At 65.7% G+C, this 17,621-nt stretch carries 15 protein-coding genes and 1 tRNA gene; 5 read left to right on the top strand and 11 right to left on the bottom strand.

The window, feature by feature from the left end; genetic code table 11:
• Positions 1-162: 162 nt before the first annotated feature.
• A complete protein-coding gene (locus tag LDO54_RS33860) occupies positions 163-996 on the top strand; it encodes a ferritin-like domain-containing protein (protein ID WP_310629857.1) in 834 nt (277 codons plus the stop codon).
• A 113-nt stretch (positions 997-1,109) separates the two neighbouring features.
• Here the strand turns inward: LDO54_RS33860 and LDO54_RS33855 are convergent, their stop codons facing one another.
• The 5 genes from LDO54_RS33855 to LDO54_RS33835 all read right to left on the bottom strand — a co-directional run bounded on the left by LDO54_RS33855 (position 1,110) and on the right by LDO54_RS33835 (position 6,358).
• Positions 1,110-2,741, bottom strand: coding sequence for a DEAD/DEAH box helicase (locus tag LDO54_RS33855; RefSeq protein ID WP_224016513.1), 1,632 nt, complete (start codon positions 2,739-2,741; stop codon positions 1,110-1,112).
• Between the two features lie 227 nt (positions 2,742-2,968).
• A complete protein-coding gene (gene trhA, locus LDO54_RS33850; RefSeq protein WP_224016510.1) occupies positions 2,969-3,589 on the bottom strand; it encodes a PAQR family membrane homeostasis protein TrhA in 621 nt (206 codons plus the stop codon).
• A 203-nt stretch (positions 3,590-3,792) separates the two neighbouring features.
• Positions 3,793-5,088, bottom strand: a complete 1,296-nt coding sequence (locus LDO54_RS33845; RefSeq protein WP_224016508.1) for a c-type cytochrome — start codon at positions 5,086-5,088, stop codon at positions 3,793-3,795.
• A gap of 21 nt (positions 5,089-5,109) precedes the next feature.
• Positions 5,110-5,865 carry a c-type cytochrome gene (locus LDO54_RS33840; protein WP_224016507.1) on the bottom strand — a complete coding sequence of 252 codons (756 nt, stop codon included), beginning with the start codon at positions 5,863-5,865 and terminating at the stop codon, positions 5,110-5,112.
• Between the two features lie 145 nt (positions 5,866-6,010).
• Positions 6,011-6,358, bottom strand: coding sequence for a hypothetical protein (locus LDO54_RS33835; protein WP_224016505.1), 348 nt, complete (start codon positions 6,356-6,358; stop codon positions 6,011-6,013).
• 243 nt (positions 6,359-6,601) lie between these two features.
• Between LDO54_RS33835 and LDO54_RS33830 the strand changes: the two genes are divergently transcribed.
• On the top strand, positions 6,602-7,528 hold the full coding sequence (locus tag LDO54_RS33830; protein WP_224016503.1) for a CopD family protein: 927 nt from the start codon (positions 6,602-6,604) through the stop codon (positions 7,526-7,528).
• Between the two features lie 40 nt (positions 7,529-7,568).
• Here the strand turns inward: LDO54_RS33830 and LDO54_RS33825 are convergent, their stop codons facing one another.
• Positions 7,569-7,868: a hypothetical protein gene (locus LDO54_RS33825; protein ID WP_224016655.1), complete on the bottom strand. Its 300-nt coding sequence runs from the start codon at positions 7,866-7,868 to the stop codon at positions 7,569-7,571.
• A 395-nt stretch (positions 7,869-8,263) separates the two neighbouring features.
• Entirely contained in the window at positions 8,264-9,412 is a 1,149-nt protein-coding gene (gene dgoD, locus LDO54_RS33820; protein WP_065059323.1) for a galactonate dehydratase, read from the bottom strand.
• Positions 9,413-9,591: 179 nt separating this feature from the next.
• Between dgoD and LDO54_RS33815 the strand changes: the two genes are divergently transcribed.
• A complete protein-coding gene (locus LDO54_RS33815; protein ID WP_356792439.1) occupies positions 9,592-10,269 on the top strand; it encodes a FadR/GntR family transcriptional regulator in 678 nt (225 codons plus the stop codon).
• Between the two features lie 137 nt (positions 10,270-10,406).
• Positions 10,407-11,417: a sensor domain-containing diguanylate cyclase gene (locus LDO54_RS33810; protein ID WP_224016501.1), complete on the top strand. Its 1,011-nt coding sequence runs from the start codon at positions 10,407-10,409 to the stop codon at positions 11,415-11,417.
• 150 nt (positions 11,418-11,567) lie between these two features.
• Here the strand turns inward: LDO54_RS33810 and LDO54_RS33805 are convergent.
• From LDO54_RS33805 to LDO54_RS33790, 4 genes are all read right to left on the bottom strand, one after another.
• Positions 11,568-11,644, bottom strand: a tRNA-Met gene (locus LDO54_RS33805).
• A gap of 115 nt (positions 11,645-11,759) precedes the next feature.
• Entirely contained in the window at positions 11,760-13,418 is a 1,659-nt protein-coding gene (locus tag LDO54_RS33800) for an MFS transporter (protein WP_224016498.1), read from the bottom strand.
• A 335-nt stretch (positions 13,419-13,753) separates the two neighbouring features.
• Positions 13,754-15,370: a sensor histidine kinase gene (locus LDO54_RS33795; protein ID WP_224016496.1), complete on the bottom strand. Its 1,617-nt coding sequence runs from the start codon at positions 15,368-15,370 to the stop codon at positions 13,754-13,756.
• Positions 15,371-15,382: 12 nt separating this feature from the next.
• On the bottom strand, positions 15,383-16,171 hold the full coding sequence (locus LDO54_RS33790) for a response regulator transcription factor (RefSeq protein WP_224016494.1): 789 nt from the start codon (positions 16,169-16,171) through the stop codon (positions 15,383-15,385).
• A gap of 283 nt (positions 16,172-16,454) precedes the next feature.
• On the opposite strand from LDO54_RS33790, the gene recA reads away from it, so the two are divergent.
• A complete protein-coding gene (gene recA, locus LDO54_RS33785; protein ID WP_224016492.1) occupies positions 16,455-17,531 on the top strand; it encodes a recombinase RecA in 1,077 nt (358 codons plus the stop codon).
• The last annotated feature ends 90 nt before the right edge of the window (positions 17,532-17,621 follow it).

Raw genomic sequence — 17,621 nt, 5'->3', positions numbered from 1 at the left:
CTCAGACTGCAGCTTGAAGAAACAACGGCTAATATGAATTTAATATGGCCGGTACCTTTCACTACGCGGCGAGAGAGCAAATCCAGGGCACCGGCGGCGAGTCGAGCCGGTTCCGGGCGCGAGGCGCCGCGCGAGCAGATACCGCTTTCGGAGTACGACACAATGCGTAACGACATTGAGCCTGGCCACGTGATGCCCTGGCGCATCGAAGACATCGATCTCACGCGGATCGACCGCAAGCTCGCGGCCGCCAACGAAGACCTGCTGCTGCTGCTGTGCGCGGCATCGTTCATCGAAAGCGGCTCGGACCTCTACACGAGCAATCTGAGCGTGTTTTTCAACGGCGACCCGGAAGTTTCCGCCTGGCTCAACAACGAGTGGGAGCACGAGGAGCTTCAGCACGGCCGCGCGCTGAAGACCTACATCAACTACGTCTGGCCCGAGTTCGACTGGGACACGGCGTTCAACAGCTTCTTCGAGGAATACTCGAAGACCTGTTCGTTCGAGGAATTCGAAAAGACCCGCGCGCTCGAAATGGTCGCGCGCTGCGTCGTCGAAACGGGGACGGCCACCTTGTATCGCGCGATCGGCGAATGCTCGAGCGAGCCCGTGCTCAAGGAAATCACCGACAACATCCGCTCGGACGAAGTGCGCCACTACAAGCACTTTTTCCGCTACTTCAAGAAGTACAACCAGGTCGAGGGGCATGGCCGCCTCGCGGTGCTCGGTGCGCTCATGCGCCGCGTGATGGAGATCAAGAACGAGGATTCGGAGATCGCGCTGCGTCACGTGTTCGCGATTCGCTATCCCGACCGCGCGAAGGATTCGGCCTATAACCGCGAGCTCACGACGCGCGTGAACAAGCTCGTGCGCCACAATCTGTCTGCCGACATGTGTCTGAAGATGCTGCTCAAGCCGCTCGACATTCCCGCGAAGATCCAGCCGAGTGTGTTGTATCCGCTCGCGAAGATCACGCAGCACGTGTTTTTCCGCTGAACTTCCGCTGAGCGCGGCGGTTCGTACACGTTCGCGCAGGATGCAAAAAGGCCCGCTGGGAAGCGGGCCTTTTTCATGGCTGATTGCCGCGCGGCGCGGGGCCGCGCGTTGGCTTAGCGATCGCCGCGCTGACCGTCGCGGCGCGAGTTGCCGCCCGGACGGCCGCCGAGCAGGGCGCCCGGATTCGATTGCGGCTTGCGCTGCTGACGGCCGAGCGCGCTTTCGTGCGAGACGCCGCGCTGGCTTTCGCGGCGCGTATGTTCGCCGCGCGCGCCTTGCGCGCCGTGATTCGACGCCGTTTGCTGCTTCACCGGCTTGGCCGTGCGGATGCCGTTCTGCGCGGGCTTGGCCTGGCGTTGTTCGCCGCGGTTTGCATCGCGGTTACCGTCGCGATTACCACCGTTGTTGCCACCGGCGTTGGCGCGGCCTTCACCGCGGCCTTCGCCACGGCTTTCACCCCGCTGGCCGCCTTCACGCTGGCCGCCGCGCGGCGCGCCGCCGTTCGAGGCACCGCGTCCCTGGCCTTGCTGGCTCTGACCTTGCCCCTGACGCTGACCACGGCCTTGCTGCTGGCCACGGCGCTGGATCGGCTCGGGCTTGGCGTTCGGGTCCGGCTCGAAGCCCGGAATGACTTCCTGCGGCACCGCGCGCTTGATGAGCTTCTCGATGTCCTTGAGCAGCTGGTGTTCGTCCACGCAGACGAGCGACACCGCTTCGCCCGTCGCGCCCGCGCGGCCCGTGCGGCCGATACGGTGCACGTAATCTTCGGGCACGTTCGGCAGGTCGTAGTTGACCACGTGCGGCAGCTGGTCGATGTCGATGCCGCGCGCCGCGATGTCGGTGGCCACGAGCACCTGCAGCGTGCCGTCCTTGAACTCGGAGAGCGCGCGCGTGCGTGCCGACTGGCTCTTGTTGCCGTGGATCGCGAGCGCGCTGATGTCGTCCTTCGTCAGCTGTTCCGCGAGGCGGTTCGCGCCGTGCTTGGTGCGCGTGAACACGAGCACCTGGAACCAGTTGTGCTGGCGGATCAGATGCGTGAGCAGATCGCGCTTGCGGTCGCGGTCGACCGGATAGACCTTCTGCGCGACCGTTTCCGCCGTGGTGTTGCGGCGCGCGACTTCGATCAGCGCGGGCGAATCGAGCAGGCTGTCGGCGAGCGCCTTGATTTCGTCGGCGAAGGTGGCCGAGAACAGCAGGTTCTGGCGCTTCGGCGGCAGCTTCGCGAGCACGCGCTTGATGTCGTGGATGAAGCCCATGTCGAGCATGCGGTCGGCTTCGTCGAGCACGAGAATTTCGAGCTGCGAGAGGTCGATGGTCTTCTGCTGCATGTGATCGAGCAGACGGCCCGGCGTGGCGACCACGATGTCGACGCCGCGCTTGAGCGCGTCGATCTGCGGATTGATGCCGACGCCGCCGAACATCACGGTGGACTTGAGCTTCAGATACTTGCCGTAGGCGCGCACGCTTTCCTCGACCTGCGCGGCGAGTTCGCGCGTGGGCGTGAGGATCAGCGCGCGCACGACGCGCTTGCCGCCCGCGGCGGCCGGCATGTCGGTCAGGCGTTGCAGGATCGGCAGCGTGAAGCCGGCGGTCTTGCCGGTGCCCGTCTGCGCGCCCGCGAGCAGGTCGCCGCCGCCGAGCACGGCGGGGATGGCTTGCAACTGGATGGGCGTGGGCGTGGTGTAGCCGAGTTCGTTGACAGCGCGGACCAGCGGTTCGGACAAGCCGAGAGAATCGAAAGACATAAAGACCTGTTGTATTGCAGTATCGCGAGCGGCTGGGCGCTGCCGGTGACGGCGCGCCGCGTAAAGCTGAACGCGGGCGCTCGCGTGTATTCGGACGGCGCGCCAGTGCGCGCGCCGCTTGTCGACGGTTCATGCAGACCCGTCGGCTGGCATAAAGTTGCATCGCGCGGCCGCGGACACTGCGGCCGCCGCGCGACAATCTTCGTGGAGATTCCCGGTGGGATGCGTCAGGCGACGTAGCCCGCGACGCTCACGAATTGACAGACGCTCCCGGCGAGCACGAACAGATGCCAGATTCCATGTCCGTGCCGGATGCGCTCGTCGTTGATGAAAAAATAGATGCCGACGCTGTAAATGATGCCGCCGGCCAGCAGCCACGCGGTGCCCGCTGCGGGCAGCGCGCCGATGAGCGGCTTGACCGCGACCAGCGCGAGCCAGCCCATCACCACGTACAGCACCATCGACAGCATGCGCGTGCGGCGCCCGAGCGTGAGCTCCTGCACGATGCCGAACGCGGCGAGCCCCCAGCTCACGCCAAAGAGCGACCAGCCCCAAGGCCCGCGCAGCGTGACAAGCGTGAACGGAGTATAGCTGCCCGCGATCAGCAGATAGATCGCGGCATGGTCGCACTTCTGCAGCACGGCTTTCAGGCGCGGTCCGCGCACGCCGTGATACAGCGTGGAGATCGTGTAGAGCGCGCACAACATCGCGCCGTACACAGCGAAACTCACGACCTTGTATGCGTCGTGATCGAGCGCCCCGAGCGTCACGAGCGAAACCAGCCCCGCAACCGACAACATCGCGCCCACCAGGTGAGTAATGCTGTTCAGACGCTCACCAGCGTGCATGACGACCACTCCTTGTTCTTCTTGCCCTGCGTTTCTGCTTCAAAACCATCAGTTCGAGAGCGAATTCGACAGCGTGCGGCTCGCGCCGCGCGGCCTCGTGCCGCAATCAACGCGCGGCGCGCGGCCAAATAGCGAAGGGCGCAGCCGGCGGCGTTTTGCCGGCTGCGCCCTTGTCAGGCAGACGCCACTATAACAAACGTGGCTCAGTCGAGCGGCGCGGAACGCAGATCTGACACCTGTTGCGGCGAGACCGGCGTGCCCTTGTTCCCCCACGACATGCGGATAAAGGTCACGACCGCCGCCACTTCCTGATTGGACAACGACTGCGCGAACGGCGGCATGCCGTACGGGCGCGGATTGCCCTGCGTGCTGGGCGGATAGCCGCCGTTGAGCACCATACGGATCGGATTCACCGCCGATTTCATCTGGATCGACTGGTTGTTCGCGAGCGGCGGGAAATTCGGCGGCATGCCGAGGCCGTTCTCCGCGTGGCACTTTGCACACTGGTCATGGTAGATCTTCTGACCTTGCTGTAAGAGTTCGCCGCCGAACGCTTCGGAGGTTTCCATCTGCATCGTCTCGGGCGCTTCCTTGCGCTGCGGGATCGTCTTCAGATAGGTCGCCATCGCCTTGATGTCGTCGTCGGAGACGTATTGCAGACTGTTGTGGATCACGTCCGCCATCGGCCCGAACACGGCGCCGCGCTCCGAAACGCCGGTTTTCAGCAGATTGGAGATGTCCTTGATATCCCAGTCGCCGAGGCCGCCTTCGCTCGACGTGAGCGAGGGCGCGTACCAGTTCTGCAGCGGAATCAGCCCGCCCGCGAACGCCGACGAGTTGACCGGCGCGCCCATCATGTTGATCGACGTATGGCACATGCCGCAGTGGCCGAGCCCTTCGACCAGATACGCGCCGCGATTCCACTCGACCGATTTGGTCGGATCGGGCTTGTACTCGCCCTCGCGGAAGAACAGCGTGCGCCAGCCGATCAGCAGGTTGCGGTTGTTGAACGGGAACTTGAGCTCGTGCGGGCGGCTCGCCACGTGCACCGGCGGCACCGAGCGCAGATAGGCGTAGATCGCGTCCGAATCCGCGCGCGTGACCTTCGTGTAGCTCGTGAACGGGAAGGCCGGGTAGAGCAGGCTGCCGTCCTTCGAGCGGCCCGTGTGCATGGCGCGATAGAAGTCGTCGCTGCTCCATTTGCCGATGCCGAACTGGTCGTCGGGCGTGATGTTCGGCGTGTAGAGCGTGCCGAAGGGCGTCGCCATCGGCAGGCCGCCCGCGAAGGTCTTGCCGCCGCGCACGGTGTGGCAGGCGACGCAGTCGCCGGCGCGGGCCAGATATTCGCCCTTCTTGATGAGCTCGGCCTGGTCGGCGGGCGTGGCCGCCTGCGCCGAGGCGCTATGCAGATAAGTGTTGCCGGTCCACAGCACGGGCACGAGCGCCGCCGCGGCGGCGAGCACGACTGCGGACAGAGCGAACAGGGACTTGCGGTTCATATGGCTGTCTCCCCCGGCGCCTTATTGCGGTTCGCTGCCGCATGCGAGCGGCGTCTTCAACGAGCCAGCCGGGGCCGGCACGGGATTTTGCGGCGCGTTCTGCGTGGCGAGCCAGGCCGCGACGGCGTTCACGTCGTCGTCGGTGAGACGCGTGGCGATCTCGTGCATGCAGTCGGGCGCCTTGGCGTGACGCGAGCCCGAACGCCAGGCGCCGATCTGCGCGCTGATGTAGTCCGCGTGCAGCCCGACGAGGCCCGGAATGGCCGGCTCCATGCCGGTCAGCTTCGCGCCGTGGCAGGCCGCGCAGGCGGGCACCTGGCGCGCCGCGTCGCCGCGCAGGACGATGGCCTGGCCGCGCGCGAGCGTGCTCTCGCTGACCGTGGCTTTCGCGGGCGGCGGGTAGGGCGGCCGCTGCTGCGAGAAGTACGTGGCGATCTCGTGCAGGTAATCGTCGGAGAGATAGGTGACCAGATAATTCATCGGAGGGTACTTGCGGCGGCCCTCGCGGAAATTCATCAGCTGGTTGTAGAGATACTCGGCCGGTTTGCCGGCCAGACGCGGGAAGTAGTCGTTGTCGGTGCCCTGACCGTGCGTGCCGTGGCACGCCGTGCAGCCCTGCACGCGCGATTCGATCGTGTCGGGGGCTTTGGGTTGCGGGGTCTGGGCGCAAGCAGCGCTGAAGATTCCACACGTGCCGAACAGCAAGGCGGCCAGGAGCGGCGCGGCGAGCGGAATGAGCGGTCGGACGAGACGTCTTGGGGACACGCGTGACTCCATTCTTTATCGTGGACCTGCCAGGCTTCGAGCGACCCGGCTTCCAGGTTGCGCGCGATAAAAGCAGACGACCCGTGCGCGCTGCGGCGACGCAGCCGATTCTAGCATCGCCTCATAGTGACTATTTGCCACATGCGCTCCGGGCCGCCTACGCGGGCTTGCCCGAACGCGCGGTGACCCGGCCCGGATCCGATCTCCAGGATTGCGGCCAAGGGTCGCGACGTCGCCGGTTATGATTCTGCACCCGTTGGCCGATTCGTGACTCGGGATTGACCCTGCTTGACCTCGCTTCGATGCCATCCGCATGGCGGTTGATGAAGCGCAGTGAAAGCGCGCGCGACGGGATGGCGGCGAAGGCGTTTCGCTTTTGCCGCGCGTCTTCGGCGTTGCGCCGACGTTTCGCCTCGTCGCATGATTCGATCCCGTATTGACTCGAACGGCGGAACCGAACGGCGCGGCGGCTATCGAAGCAGGCGCTTGCCGGAAAGTCGCGCATCGTTACGCACCGTCGCCTGGGTCGTTGCACGGGTCGTTGCGGGGCTATGTGCCCTGCGCCGCGTCACGATCGCCTCTGGCCTCGCCCGGTTCTCGCTGCGATCCTCGTTTGCTTTCTTGTTGTTTCCTTGCCACTCGTATCGATGACTCCCATTGCACTTTCCCCGCCGATGCAGCTGCCGTCCCCGTCTCAACTTGCCGGAACCTTCGCCGGAACCCCCGAATGCCGGGAGGGCGCGCGCCGATGAAAGCTGACTGGCTCTGGATCGGGCAGGTCGCGATGGCCGCCCTCGTGAATCTCGCCTACGCCTTCGCGCTCGGCTCGACGCTCTACGGCGCGTGGCTCGAAAAGGACGCCCGCAGCGCCGTCGCGCCCGCGCGGCCCGCCTGGCTGCGCGCGCAACGCTCGCTGCGCACGGCCTCGCTCGTGCTCGTGATCGCGCTCGTCATGTGGTTGCTCTACGAGAGCGCGTCGATCAGCGGCCAGAGCTTGCCCGCGTCGTTTGGCGTGGTGCCGACGGTGCTCTCGCAGACGCACGTGGGCCACGCGTGGTCGGTGGCGTTCGGCGGCGCGCTCGTCGTGCTGTTCGCCGCGTTCGCGGGCGCGAGCCCGCTGCGCGACGGCGTGCTGTGGCTCGCGCTGATCGCCGTGGCCGCGGGCCGCGCGGGACTCGGCCATGCCGCCGATGCGGGCTTCGCCTCGGCCGCGCTCGGCCTGAACACGCTGCACGTGCTGAGCGCGAGCGCGTGGAGCGGCATCGTGATGGCGGGCGGGCTGGCGGTGTTGCCGGCGCTGGGCGCGTCGACGGCGCGCGGCGTGCTGATCCGCACGGCGGGCCAGCTCTCGAACGTCGCATTGTTCGCGGTGGGACTCGTGCTCGCGACCGGCGTGTTCAACACGCTGCGCGGCACGGGCGGCTCGCTCGACGCGCTCACGGGCAGCGAGTGGGGCCGCGTGCTGCTCGCGAAGCTCGCACTGGTGGCGCTCGCGCTCGCGCTGGGCGGCTTCAACCGCATGATGGCGATGCCAGAATTGCGTCGCTCGGCGTCGACGGGCGCGGCGCGCCGCTTCGTCAACGTGCTGCATCTCGAAGCGCTGGTGATGATGGCCGTGCTCGTGATCGCGGCCGTGCTCGGCCATAGCGTGCCGGGCTACGTGTTGCAGGGCTGAAACACGCGCCCGTCGCGCGCTGATTCTCGCCGACTCGCGCTTATTCGTAACCGAGCTTGTGGCTGAGTATCGGCGAGAAGAACAGGGCGATCGCGCAACCGATCGCCTTGCCTTCGAGTTCGGCGAGCGCGAGCACCGACGACGGATGCGCGATCAGCTCGACGAGTTGCGGCGCACACCAGAGCACCGCGAGCCCGATGAAACTCTGTTCGACGGCGAGAATGCGCCAGCCGCGCGTACAGGCGACGGCGGCGGCGATCACGCGCATCAGGCCGAAGGTGACGAGCGCACCCACGGTAGCCTGTTCGCGGATCAGGTAGTCGGGCAGCATCGCGTCCATGTGAATCCCCGTATCGTTCGATTTGTCGTACAGGGGATTCAGCAAGGAGCAGGCCAAAGCAGCGCGCCGTTGAAGCGCACGCGCCGCGCGACGCGTGCGTGATGGCGATGCCGCAGCATTTCACCTTGCGCGGCAAGGATTTAGCGTCACGCGCGAACACGCTCGCTATGTGCGAAAACGACGAACGCCGCGCCCGCCCGAAGGCGAGACGCGGCGTTGTGGTCTCAAACCGGCCTGAAACGTTACGGCGCTGAAACGTGGCGCGCGCAACGCGTCACGTAACGCGTGCGAGACGCGCTGCGCGGTTCGCGGATGAAGCTTTCGCGAAACGTGAGATCAAGTGCGCTCAAGCGTGCATACACACAATCACGCGCCGATCTGTGCGTTAGCACACATCACCATTCGGCGACGCTGCCATCCTCGTGACGCCAGACCGGATTGCGCCAGCGATGACCGACCTTCGCCATCTCGCGCACCTTCTCCTCGTTCACTTCGATGCCCAGACCCGGACCTTGCGGAATCGACACGAAGCCGTCTTCGTACTTGAAGACTTCCGGGTTCTTGATGTAGTCGAGCAGGTCGTTGCCCTGGTTGTAGTGAATGCCGAGGCTCTGTTCCTGGATGAACGCGTTGTAGCTCACCGCGTCGATCTGCAGACAGGTCGCGAGCGCGATCGGGCCGAGCGGGCAGTGCAGCGCGAGCGCCACGTCGTAGGCCTCGGCCATCGACGCGATCTTGCGGCACTCGGTGATACCGCCCGCGTGCGAGGCATCGGGCTGAATGATGTCGACGTAACCGCCCGCGAGAATGTGCTTGAAATCCCAGCGCGAATAGAGACGCTCGCCGAGCGCGATCGGCGTGCTCGTCTGATTGACGATGTCGCGCAGCGCCTCGACGTTCTCCGAGAGCACCGGCTCCTCGATGAACATCAGCTTGAACGGATCGAGTTCCTTCGCGAGCACCTTGGCCATCGGCTTGTGCACGCGGCCATGAAAGTCCACGCCGATGCCGACGTTCGGGCCCACGGCCTCGCGCACGGCCGCGACGTTGTTGATCACGCCCTGCACCTTGTCGAAGGTGTCGATGATCTGCAGTTCTTCCGAGCCGTTCATCTTCACGGCCTTGAAGCCGCGATCGACCACGGCGCGCGCGTTGTTCGCGACGTCGCTCGGACGGTCTCCGCCGATCCACGAATAGACCTTGATCTTGTCGCGCACCTGGCCGCCGAGCAGCGCGTGCACCGGCACGCCGTGATGCTTGCCCTTGATGTCCCAGAGCGCCTGGTCGACGCCCGCGATCGCGCTCATCGTGATCGGGCCGCCGCGATAGAAGCCCGCGCGATACATCACCTGCCAGTGGTCCTCGATCAGCAGCGGATCCTTGCCGATCAGGTAATCGGAGAGTTCTTCGACGGCGGCGGCGACCGTGTGCGCGCGGCCTTCGACGACGGGCTCGCCCCAGCCGATGATGCCTTCGTCCGTTTCGATCTTGAGAAAGAGCCAGCGGGGCGGCACGACGAAGGTTTCGAGCTTGGTGATTTTCATGCGGTGTCTCCAGAACGGTTCGATGGGCGCTCGGCGCGAGCGGCGTGCCCGGCGCGTCTCGGAGCACATGCTACTGCAAAACTCGCGTTTAAGTGCTATTAATAGTATTATTTTGCATCGATTCCCATTATCTGGGCGATCGCACCACGTACCCGCACCTCGTACATAAGGAGAACGTCATTCAGCGCGATCTGCACGGCACCGTCGCCTTCGAACTCGGCAGCGCGATCCTGCGCGGCGACTACGCGCCCGGCGCGACGCTGCCGCGCGAAGCGGACCTGATGGAGCGCTTCGACGTGAGCCGCACGGTGCTGCGCGAGGCGCTGCGCACGCTCACCTCGAAAGGGCTCGTGGAATCGCGGCCGAAAGTCGGCACGCGTGTGCGTTCGCGCGATGCGTGGAACCTGCTCGACGCCGACGTGCTCGACTGGTACGCGCGCGTCGCGCCGCCGCTCGCGTTCGCGCTCAAGCTGCAGGAAATGCGCGAGATGATCGAGCCGTACGCCGCGCAGCTTGCGGCCGGCGCGCACGACGAAGCGTCGTTCGCCGATCTCGCCGACGCCCACGCGGCGATGACCGATGCGCGCAACGTCGACGAATGGGTGCGCGCCGATCTGCGCTTTCACCTCGCGGTGCTCGCCGCCTGCCGCAACGAACTGCTGGTGCCGCTCGGCACGCTGATCGAGCGCACGCTCGAAGGACAGTTGCGCGTGAACGCCAAGCGCGCCGATGTGTTCAACGCGGCGCTGCCGGACCACACGAAGGTGTTCGACGCGATCGCGCGGCGCGACGCGCTCACGGCGCGCGAGGCGATGGCCGCGCTGCTGCGGCTGACGCGCGAGCGTATCGAGGGTTGAGGCAGGTTGAGCCAGGCGCGAAACGGCCCGTAAAAAGACAACGCTGAAAGCAGGGACACGAGTTTGTTATGCTTGCGCGTCCCGCCCGTGGTGCGCCTTGCTGCGCCGAAAGGGCCTTTACGCAAACGTTTGACGCCATGAAAAACGACCTCGGCGGCCCTCGGCTCGACAACGCCACGCTCCTCGAAATCATCCGCGCGCAATCCGACATCGCGAGACTCGGCCTCGATCTCGGCGGCGTGATGGCCTTCGTCGCGGAACGCACCGAACATCTGACCGGCGCGCAGGGCGCTGCCGTCGAACTCGCCGAAGGCGGCGAGATGGTCTATCGCGCGGCCTCGGGCAGCGTGGCCGGCATGCTCGGCCTGCGCCTCGCGCGCGAATCGAGCCTCTCCGGCCTGTGCGTGAGCACGGGCGAAATCCTGCGTTGCGACGACTCCGAAGCCGATCCGCGCGTGGACCGCGAAGCATGCCGCCGCGTCGGCCTGCGCTCGATGATCGTCACGCCGCTCAAGCATCTGGACGCGACCGTAGGTGTGCTGAAGGTGGTGGCCCCCGAAGTCGGCGCCTTCGACGACGACGACATCGAAACGCTCTCGCTGATGTCCGGTCTGATCGCCGCCGCGATGTTCCATGCCGCGCGCCACGAAACGAGCGAGCTTTATCTGCGCGCGACGCACGACGCGCTCACCGGCCTGCCGAACCGCGCGCTGTTCTACGACCGTCTGCGTCAGTCGGTCGATCTGGCGGTGCGCTCGGCGGGCGGGCTGGGCGTGCTCAATCTCGACATGGACGGCCTGAAGCCGATCAACGACCGCTACGGCCATCGCGCCGGCGACGCGGCGATCCGGGAAACGGCGGCGCGCATCGCGAGCAACAGCCGCCGCGTGGATACGGCCGCGCGCGTGGGCGGCGACGAGTTCGCGATGATCCTGCCCGGCATCGATGGGCGGGGCGACGCGGAGGTGTATTCGCGCAGGATTCGCGAGAAGGTCGGCGAGCCGTTCGAGTTCGAAGGCCAGTCGATCGAACTGGGCGTGAGCGTGGGCGTGGCGGTGCTGCCCGAAGACGGCGTGGAAATGACGCGGCTGCTCGATCTCGCGGATCAGGCGATGTATGTGGCGAAGCGGGGGAAGGGCGCGGGGTGAGTCTTTGATGGACAGATGGACGGCGGGCGATGCTTTGCGTTGCCCGCGCCGCACTGTGCACGCACTGTACAGAATGTGCGCTGAAGTGCATCGAAACCGGAAGCGCAATAGAAAAAGCCGCTGTCCTTGTGGGACAGCGGCTTTCGCATTTGGTGGCGAATCAGGGATTCGAACCCCGGACCTGCGGATTATGATTCCGTCGCTCTAACCGGCTGAGCTAATTCGCCGCAGAAGAAAGATTATGCGGATAGTCCCGGGGTCTGTCAAGCACTATCTCCAACTTTTTTCGAGACCACCGGGCCGGGGTTGAATCGGCCGGGCTTGAACCGCCCGGCCAGTCACTCAATCCTGCGCGTAGATATCCGAGTCCTTCGTCTCCTTCACGAACAGCATGCCGATCACGAAGGTCGCCAGCGCGATGATGATCGGATACCAGAGCCCCGAGTAGATATCGCCGCGCGCCGCCACGATCGCGAAGGCCGTCGCGGGCAGGAAGCCGCCGAACCAGCCATTGCCGATGTGATAGGGCAGCGACATCGACGTATAGCGGATCCGCGTCGGGAACATTTCCACCAGCATCGCCGCGATCGGCCCGTACACCATCGTCACGAAGATCACGAGGATGGTCAGGATCACCACGGTCATTGGCCAGTTCAACTGCGCTGGATCGGCCTTGAGCGGATAGCCCGCGCTCTTGAGCGCGCCCGAGAGCGTCTTGTCGAACGCCGCGCCTGCCTCCTTCGCGCCTGCCGCCTTGCCGTCGAAGGTGTCGATGGTCGTGTCGCCCACCTTGATCTGCGCGAGCGTGCCCGCCGGGGCGGCCACATTCGAGTAGTTCAGGCCGGCCTTCGAGAGCGCGCTCTTGGCGATGTCACACGAACTCGTGAACTTCGAGGTGCCCACCGGATTGAACTGGAACGAGCACTCGTCCGGGTTCGCGATCACGACGATCGGCGCGCGCGCCGTGGCCGCTTCGAGCGCCGGGTTCGCGTAGTGCGTGAGCGCCTTGAACAGCGGGAAGTAGGTCAGCGCGGCGATCAGGCAGCCGGCCATGATGATCGGCTTGCGGCCGATCTTGTCCGACAGCGAGCCGAAGAACAGGAAGAACGGCGTGCCGATCAGCAGCGCCAGCGCGATCAGGATGTTGGCGCTCGCGCCGTCGACCTTGAGCGTCTGCGTGAGGAAGAACAGCGCGTAGAACTGGCCCGTGTACCAGACCACGGCCTGGCCCGCCGTCACGCCGATTAGCGCGAGGATCACGACCTTGAGGTTCTTCCACTGGCCGAACGCTTCCGAGAGCGGCGCCTTCGAGATCTTGCCTTCGGCCTTGATGCGCTTGAACGCCGGCGATTCGTCGAGTTGCAGACGGATCCAGACCGAGACCGCGAGCAGCAGGATCGACGCGACGAACGGCACGCGCCAGGCCCAGGCGCCGAATGCTTCTTCGCCGACGGTCGTGCGCACGCCGAGGATCACGAGCAGCGAGAGGAACAGGCCGAGCGTGGCGGTCGTCTGGATCCATGCGGTGTAGAAGCCGCGGCGTCCGGGCGGTGCGTGTTCGGCGACGTAGGTCGCCGCGCCGCCGTATTCGCCGCCGAGCGCGAGGCCCTGCAGCAGACGCATGAGGATGAAGATCACCGGTGCCGCAATGCCGATCGACGCATAGCCGGGCAGGAAGCCGACCACGAAGGTCGACAGACCCATGATGACGATGGTGACGAGGAACGTGTGCTTGCGGCCGACGAGGTCGCCCAGACGCCCGAACACGATCGCGCCGAACGGCCGCACCGCGAAGCCTGCCGCGAAGCCGAGCAGCGTGAAGATGAAGCCCGCCGTGGGATTCACGCCGGAGAAAAAGCTCTTGCTGATGAAGGCCGCGAGCGAGCCGGCCAGATAGAAGTCGTACCACTCGAACACGGTGCCGAGGGACGACGCGAAGATCACGCGTTTTTCGTCCTTGGTCATCGGCGCGTGCGAGACTTGTCCGCCAACGGTTGCCATAGATGTCTCCAGTTTTGATATGCGTGTGGGGGCCGCTCCGGCAAACCGGTCGCGGCGGTCCTGCGATGCATTATTCGAACGGAAACTTACGGGGTTCTGACGAGTAGACGGGCTGTCGCAGCGTGGCGATGTGCGGGTTTCTGCTCATTAACGTCGCGCAAAATTTATTAATTGACTCGCAACGTCTGTTTAAATTTGCCAATTTGGTTTGGCTTGAATTGGCTGGCGACGTGCCGCTAAGGGAAAGTCCCATCCCGCCTGACGCCCAGGACTTCACCTGATGCCGTCAGTTTCAGCGACGTAATCGCCGTGAAGTTGTCGCTAAAACCCGTCGCTCAACCCGCGCCGCGCATCGCGAGCGTCACGCGCACCAGCGTCCCCGCGAGGCGCGGCGCGTCCTGATAGACGTTGTCGTCGATGGCGAGCGCGCCGCCGTGCATCGTCACGATCTCGCGCACGATCGCGAGGCCGAGGCCGCTGCCGTCGCCGTCGCGCCCGAGGATGCGGTAGAAGCGTTCGAGCACGCGCTCGCGCTCGGCCGCCGGAATGCCGATGCCCGTGTCCTCTACCTCCAGATGCACGGCGCGCGCCGTGGGCTCGGGCCGCACGCGCACGGTGATGCGCCCGCCCGCGGGCGTGTAGCGGATCGCGTTGTCGATCAGGTTCGAGAGCATTTCGCGCAGCATCACCGGATTGCCGTCGACGAGCACGGGCGTGTTGTCGATGTCATGGTCGTGATCGTCCGCGCCGGGATTGTCGGGGCCTTCGTAGCCCAGATCCATGCGCTTGGCGAGCGCCGGCTGCACCCAGTCGCGCACCGCGAGCCGCGCCACCTCGGCGATATCGACGGGCTGGAAGATCTGCCCCGTCATGCGGTTTTCGGCGCGCGCGAGCGCCAGCAATTGCGTGACGAGCCGCGCGGCGTGCTCCGAACTCGTCGCGATCTGTTCGAGCGAGCGGTGCACCTCGGCGGGCGCGTCGTGGCGCAGCGCGAGTTCGGCTTGCGTGCGCAGGCCCGCGAGCGGCGTTTTCATCTGATGCGCGGCGTCGGCGATAAAGCGCTTTTGCAGCTGCATGTTCTGTTCGAGGCGCGTGAGCAGGTCGTTGAACGAGGTCACGAGCGGCTCGATCTCGGGCGGCGCGCGGCGCGCTTCGAGCGGCGAGAGATCGTCGGGGCGGCGCATGCGCATGTTCGACTGCAGCGCGTGCAGCGGCGCGAGGCCGCGCGAGAGCCCGAACCAGACCAGCAGGATCGCGAGCGGCAGGATCACGAACTGCGGCAGGATCACGCCCTTGATGATGTCGTTGGCGAGCGCGCGGCGCTTGTCGAGCGTTTCGGCCACCTGTACGAGCACGGGCTGCGCGCCGCCCAGATGCGCGGGCTCGACCGTCGTATAGGCCACGCGGATGTCGGTGCCGTGCAGCGTGTCGTCGCGGAATTCGACCACGCCGGGCGGCGGGCGGTCGTCGTCGTGCGGCAGCGGCATGTCGCGGTCGCCGCCCACCAGTTCGCCGCGCGTGCCGAGCACCTGGTAATAGACGCTGTCGACGTTATCGGCACGCAGGAAGTCGCGCGTGGAGTCGGGCAGCGAGAGTTCGGCCACGCCGTTGACCGGATGGATCTGGCGCGCGAGCACGTAGGCGTCGGTTTCGAGCGCGCGGTCGAACGGCCCGTTGGCGATCGACTTCGCGACCAGATAGGTCACCGCGATGCTCATCGGCCAGAGCAGCAGCAGCGGCGCGAGCATCCAGTCGAGGATCTCGCCGAACAGCGAGCGCGGACGCTTGTCGGCGGCTTCGGCCTCGTCGGGCGGGGCGAACGGATTGGCGTAGCGGGCGTCGCGCGCGTCGTCGTCGTCGTCGAGTGTGTCGTCGTTGGCGGCGGCCGCGGCGTGTGGCGGGACGCCCGGCGGCGTGCCGTCGGCGGACGCGGAGCGCGCGGGCCCGGCCATGATCGTGCCCGCTTACTTGTAGTAGTGGCTGGCGGGCATCGCGGGCGCGGCGCTGCCTGTGCCCGTTGCGCCGCTCGTGCTGCTTGTGCCGCTCATGCCCGTCGTGCTGGCGGCCCCGGCGTCCTTCGCGCCGTTCGCTTCCTTTTCGAGGCAGTAGCCGAGGCCGCGCACGGTCACGATGCGCACGCCGCCCGCTTCGAGCTTCTTGCGCAGGCGGTGCACATAGACCTCGATGGCGTTGTTGCTGACTTCCTCGCCCCATTCGCACAGGTGATCGACGAGCTGCTCCTTCGAGACGAGCCGCCCGATCCGCTGCAGCAGCACTTCGAGCACGCCGAGTTCGCGCGCCGACAGATCGAGCACCTGCTCGTTGATGTGCGCGACGCGCCCGACCTGGTCGAACGCGAGCGCGCCGTGGCGCACGACGGTCGGGCCGCCGCCCGCGCCGCGCCGCGTGAGCGCGCGCACGCGCGCTTCGAGCTCGTTGAGCGCGAAGGGCTTGGCCATGTAGTCGTCGGCGCCGAGGTCGAGTCCTTTCACGCGTTCGTCGACGCTGTCGGCGGCGGTGAGGATCAGCACGGGGAGGTTGGAGTTGCGCGCGCGCAAGCGGCGCAGCACTTCGAGGCCCGTCATTCTGGGCAGGCCGAGGTCGAGGATCAGCAGGTCGAACGACTGCATCGACAAGGCTGTATCGGCGTCCACGCCGGTGGGCACGTGATCGACGGCATAGCCCGATTGGCGGAGTGATCGGACCAGACCGTCCGCGAGTATGCTGTCGTCTTCGGCAATGAGAATTCGCATGATGCGCCTGCGTCGCCTTCGAGGCGGACTGTGACTCTGGCTTTGAGCCGATCGACGTCGAGTCAGGCCTCGTCGCGCCTGCGCCATACCGCACGTAGGGCGGGCGGCGCGCGGCGGTCTCCCGAAAAATTCGCGGTTCTGGCGGGCGCGTACGAAAAAGCGTGCGAAAAACGCGCTTGCCAAAACCACTGTTTTTTTATACAGTGTCTGCGTTCATGCGTGTGTGTGCAAAAGCACGCCCGCATCGTCACGAGACGCCGTTCATCATAGCAAAGGACGATTCATGGAAGATAGCAAGAAAGGCTCGGCTGGGCTGACTGCTGAAAAGGGCAAGGCGCTGGCTGCCGCGCTCGCGCAGATCGAAAAGCAGTTCGGCAAAGGGTCGATCATGCGACTCGGCGACGGCGATGCGGTCGAAAACATTCAGGTGGTGTCCACCGGCTCGCTCGGTCTCGACATCGCGCTCGGCGTCGGCGGCCTGCCGCGCGGCCGCGTGGTCGAAATCTACGGTCCTGAATCGTCGGGTAAGACCACGCTCACGCTGCAGGTGATCGCGGAGCTGCAAAAGCTCGGCGGCACGGCGGCGTTCATCGACGCGGAACACGCGCTCGACGTGCAGTACGCGTCCAAGCTCGGCGTGAACGTGCCGGAACTGCTCATTTCGCAGCCGGACACGGGCGAGCAGGCGCTCGAAATCACCGACGCGCTGGTGCGCTCGGGCTCGATCGACATGATCGTGATCGACTCGGTCGCGGCACTGGTGCCGAAGGCTGAAATCGAAGGCGAAATGGGCGACTCGCTGCCGGGTCTGCAGGCACGTCTGATGTCGCAGGCGCTGCGCAAGCTCACCGGCACGATCAAGAAGACGAACTGCATGGTGATCTTCATTAACCAGATTCGTATGAAGATCGGCGTGATGTTCGGCAACCCGGAAACCACCACGGGTGGTAACGCGCTGAAGTTCTACTCGTCGGTGCGTCTGGACATTCGCCGTATCGGTTCGATCAAGAAGAACGACGAAGTCATCGGCAGCGAAACGCGCGTGAAGGTCGTCAAGAACAAGGTCTCGCCGCCGTTCCGCGAAGCCGTGTTCGACATCCTCTACGGCGAAGGCATCTCGCGTCAGGGCGAAATCATCGACCTGGGCGTGCAGGCCAAGATCGTCGACAAGGCAGGTGCGTGGTACAGCTATAACGGCGAACGCATTGGCCAGGGCAAGGACAACGCACGCGAATTCCTGCGCGAAAACGCAGACATCGCCCGCGAAATCGAAAACCGCATCCGCGAATCGCTCGGCGTGAACGTCATGCCGGACGGTGTCGCCGACACCGGCGAAGTCGAAATCGCAGACGAAGAATAAGTTCTGAATCGGGCCCGAGAAGGGTGGCACGAGGTGGCACGACTGTGATGCGCAAGCGTGGGTTCGTCTCAGTGCCGCCTGAGGCCGCGA

Source organism: Paraburkholderia tropica (assembly GCF_914484835.1).
Taxonomy (GTDB): domain Bacteria; phylum Pseudomonadota; class Gammaproteobacteria; order Burkholderiales; family Burkholderiaceae; genus Paraburkholderia; species Paraburkholderia tropica_A.
This window is presented reverse-complemented; position numbering and strand designations above follow the sequence as displayed.

What these genes read in the sequence shown, in the direction of transcription:
- LDO54_RS33810 (WP_224016501.1), top strand. Translation starts at nt 10,407, where the DNA reads ATGAAAAACGACCTCGGCGGCCCTCGGCTCGACAACGCCACGCTCCTC.
- LDO54_RS33825 (WP_224016655.1), bottom strand. Translation starts at nt 7,868, where the DNA reads ATGGACGCGATGCTGCCCGACTACCTGATCCGCGAACAGGCTACCGTG.
- LDO54_RS33790 (WP_224016494.1), bottom strand. Translation starts at nt 16,171, where the DNA reads ATGCGAATTCTCATTGCCGAAGACGACAGCATACTCGCGGACGGTCTG.
- LDO54_RS33855 (WP_224016513.1), bottom strand. Translation starts at nt 2,741, where the DNA reads ATGTCTTTCGATTCTCTCGGCTTGTCCGAACCGCTGGTCCGCGCTGTC.
- dgoD (WP_065059323.1), bottom strand. Translation starts at nt 9,412, where the DNA reads ATGAAAATCACCAAGCTCGAAACCTTCGTCGTGCCGCCCCGCTGGCTC.
- LDO54_RS33860 (WP_310629857.1), top strand. Translation starts at nt 163, where the DNA reads ATGCGTAACGACATTGAGCCTGGCCACGTGATGCCCTGGCGCATCGAA.
- recA (WP_224016492.1), top strand. Translation starts at nt 16,455, where the DNA reads ATGGAAGATAGCAAGAAAGGCTCGGCTGGGCTGACTGCTGAAAAGGGC.
- LDO54_RS33840 (WP_224016507.1), bottom strand. Translation starts at nt 5,865, where the DNA reads ATGGAGTCACGCGTGTCCCCAAGACGTCTCGTCCGACCGCTCATTCCG.
- LDO54_RS33795 (WP_224016496.1), bottom strand. Translation starts at nt 15,370, where the DNA reads ATGGCCGGGCCCGCGCGCTCCGCGTCCGCCGACGGCACGCCGCCGGGC.
- LDO54_RS33830 (WP_224016503.1), top strand. Translation starts at nt 6,602, where the DNA reads ATGAAAGCTGACTGGCTCTGGATCGGGCAGGTCGCGATGGCCGCCCTC.
- trhA (WP_224016510.1), bottom strand. Translation starts at nt 3,589, where the DNA reads ATGCACGCTGGTGAGCGTCTGAACAGCATTACTCACCTGGTGGGCGCG.
- LDO54_RS33800 (WP_224016498.1), bottom strand. Translation starts at nt 13,418, where the DNA reads ATGGCAACCGTTGGCGGACAAGTCTCGCACGCGCCGATGACCAAGGAC.
- LDO54_RS33845 (WP_224016508.1), bottom strand. Translation starts at nt 5,088, where the DNA reads ATGAACCGCAAGTCCCTGTTCGCTCTGTCCGCAGTCGTGCTCGCCGCC.
- LDO54_RS33835 (WP_224016505.1), bottom strand. Translation starts at nt 6,358, where the DNA reads ATGCGCGACTTTCCGGCAAGCGCCTGCTTCGATAGCCGCCGCGCCGTT.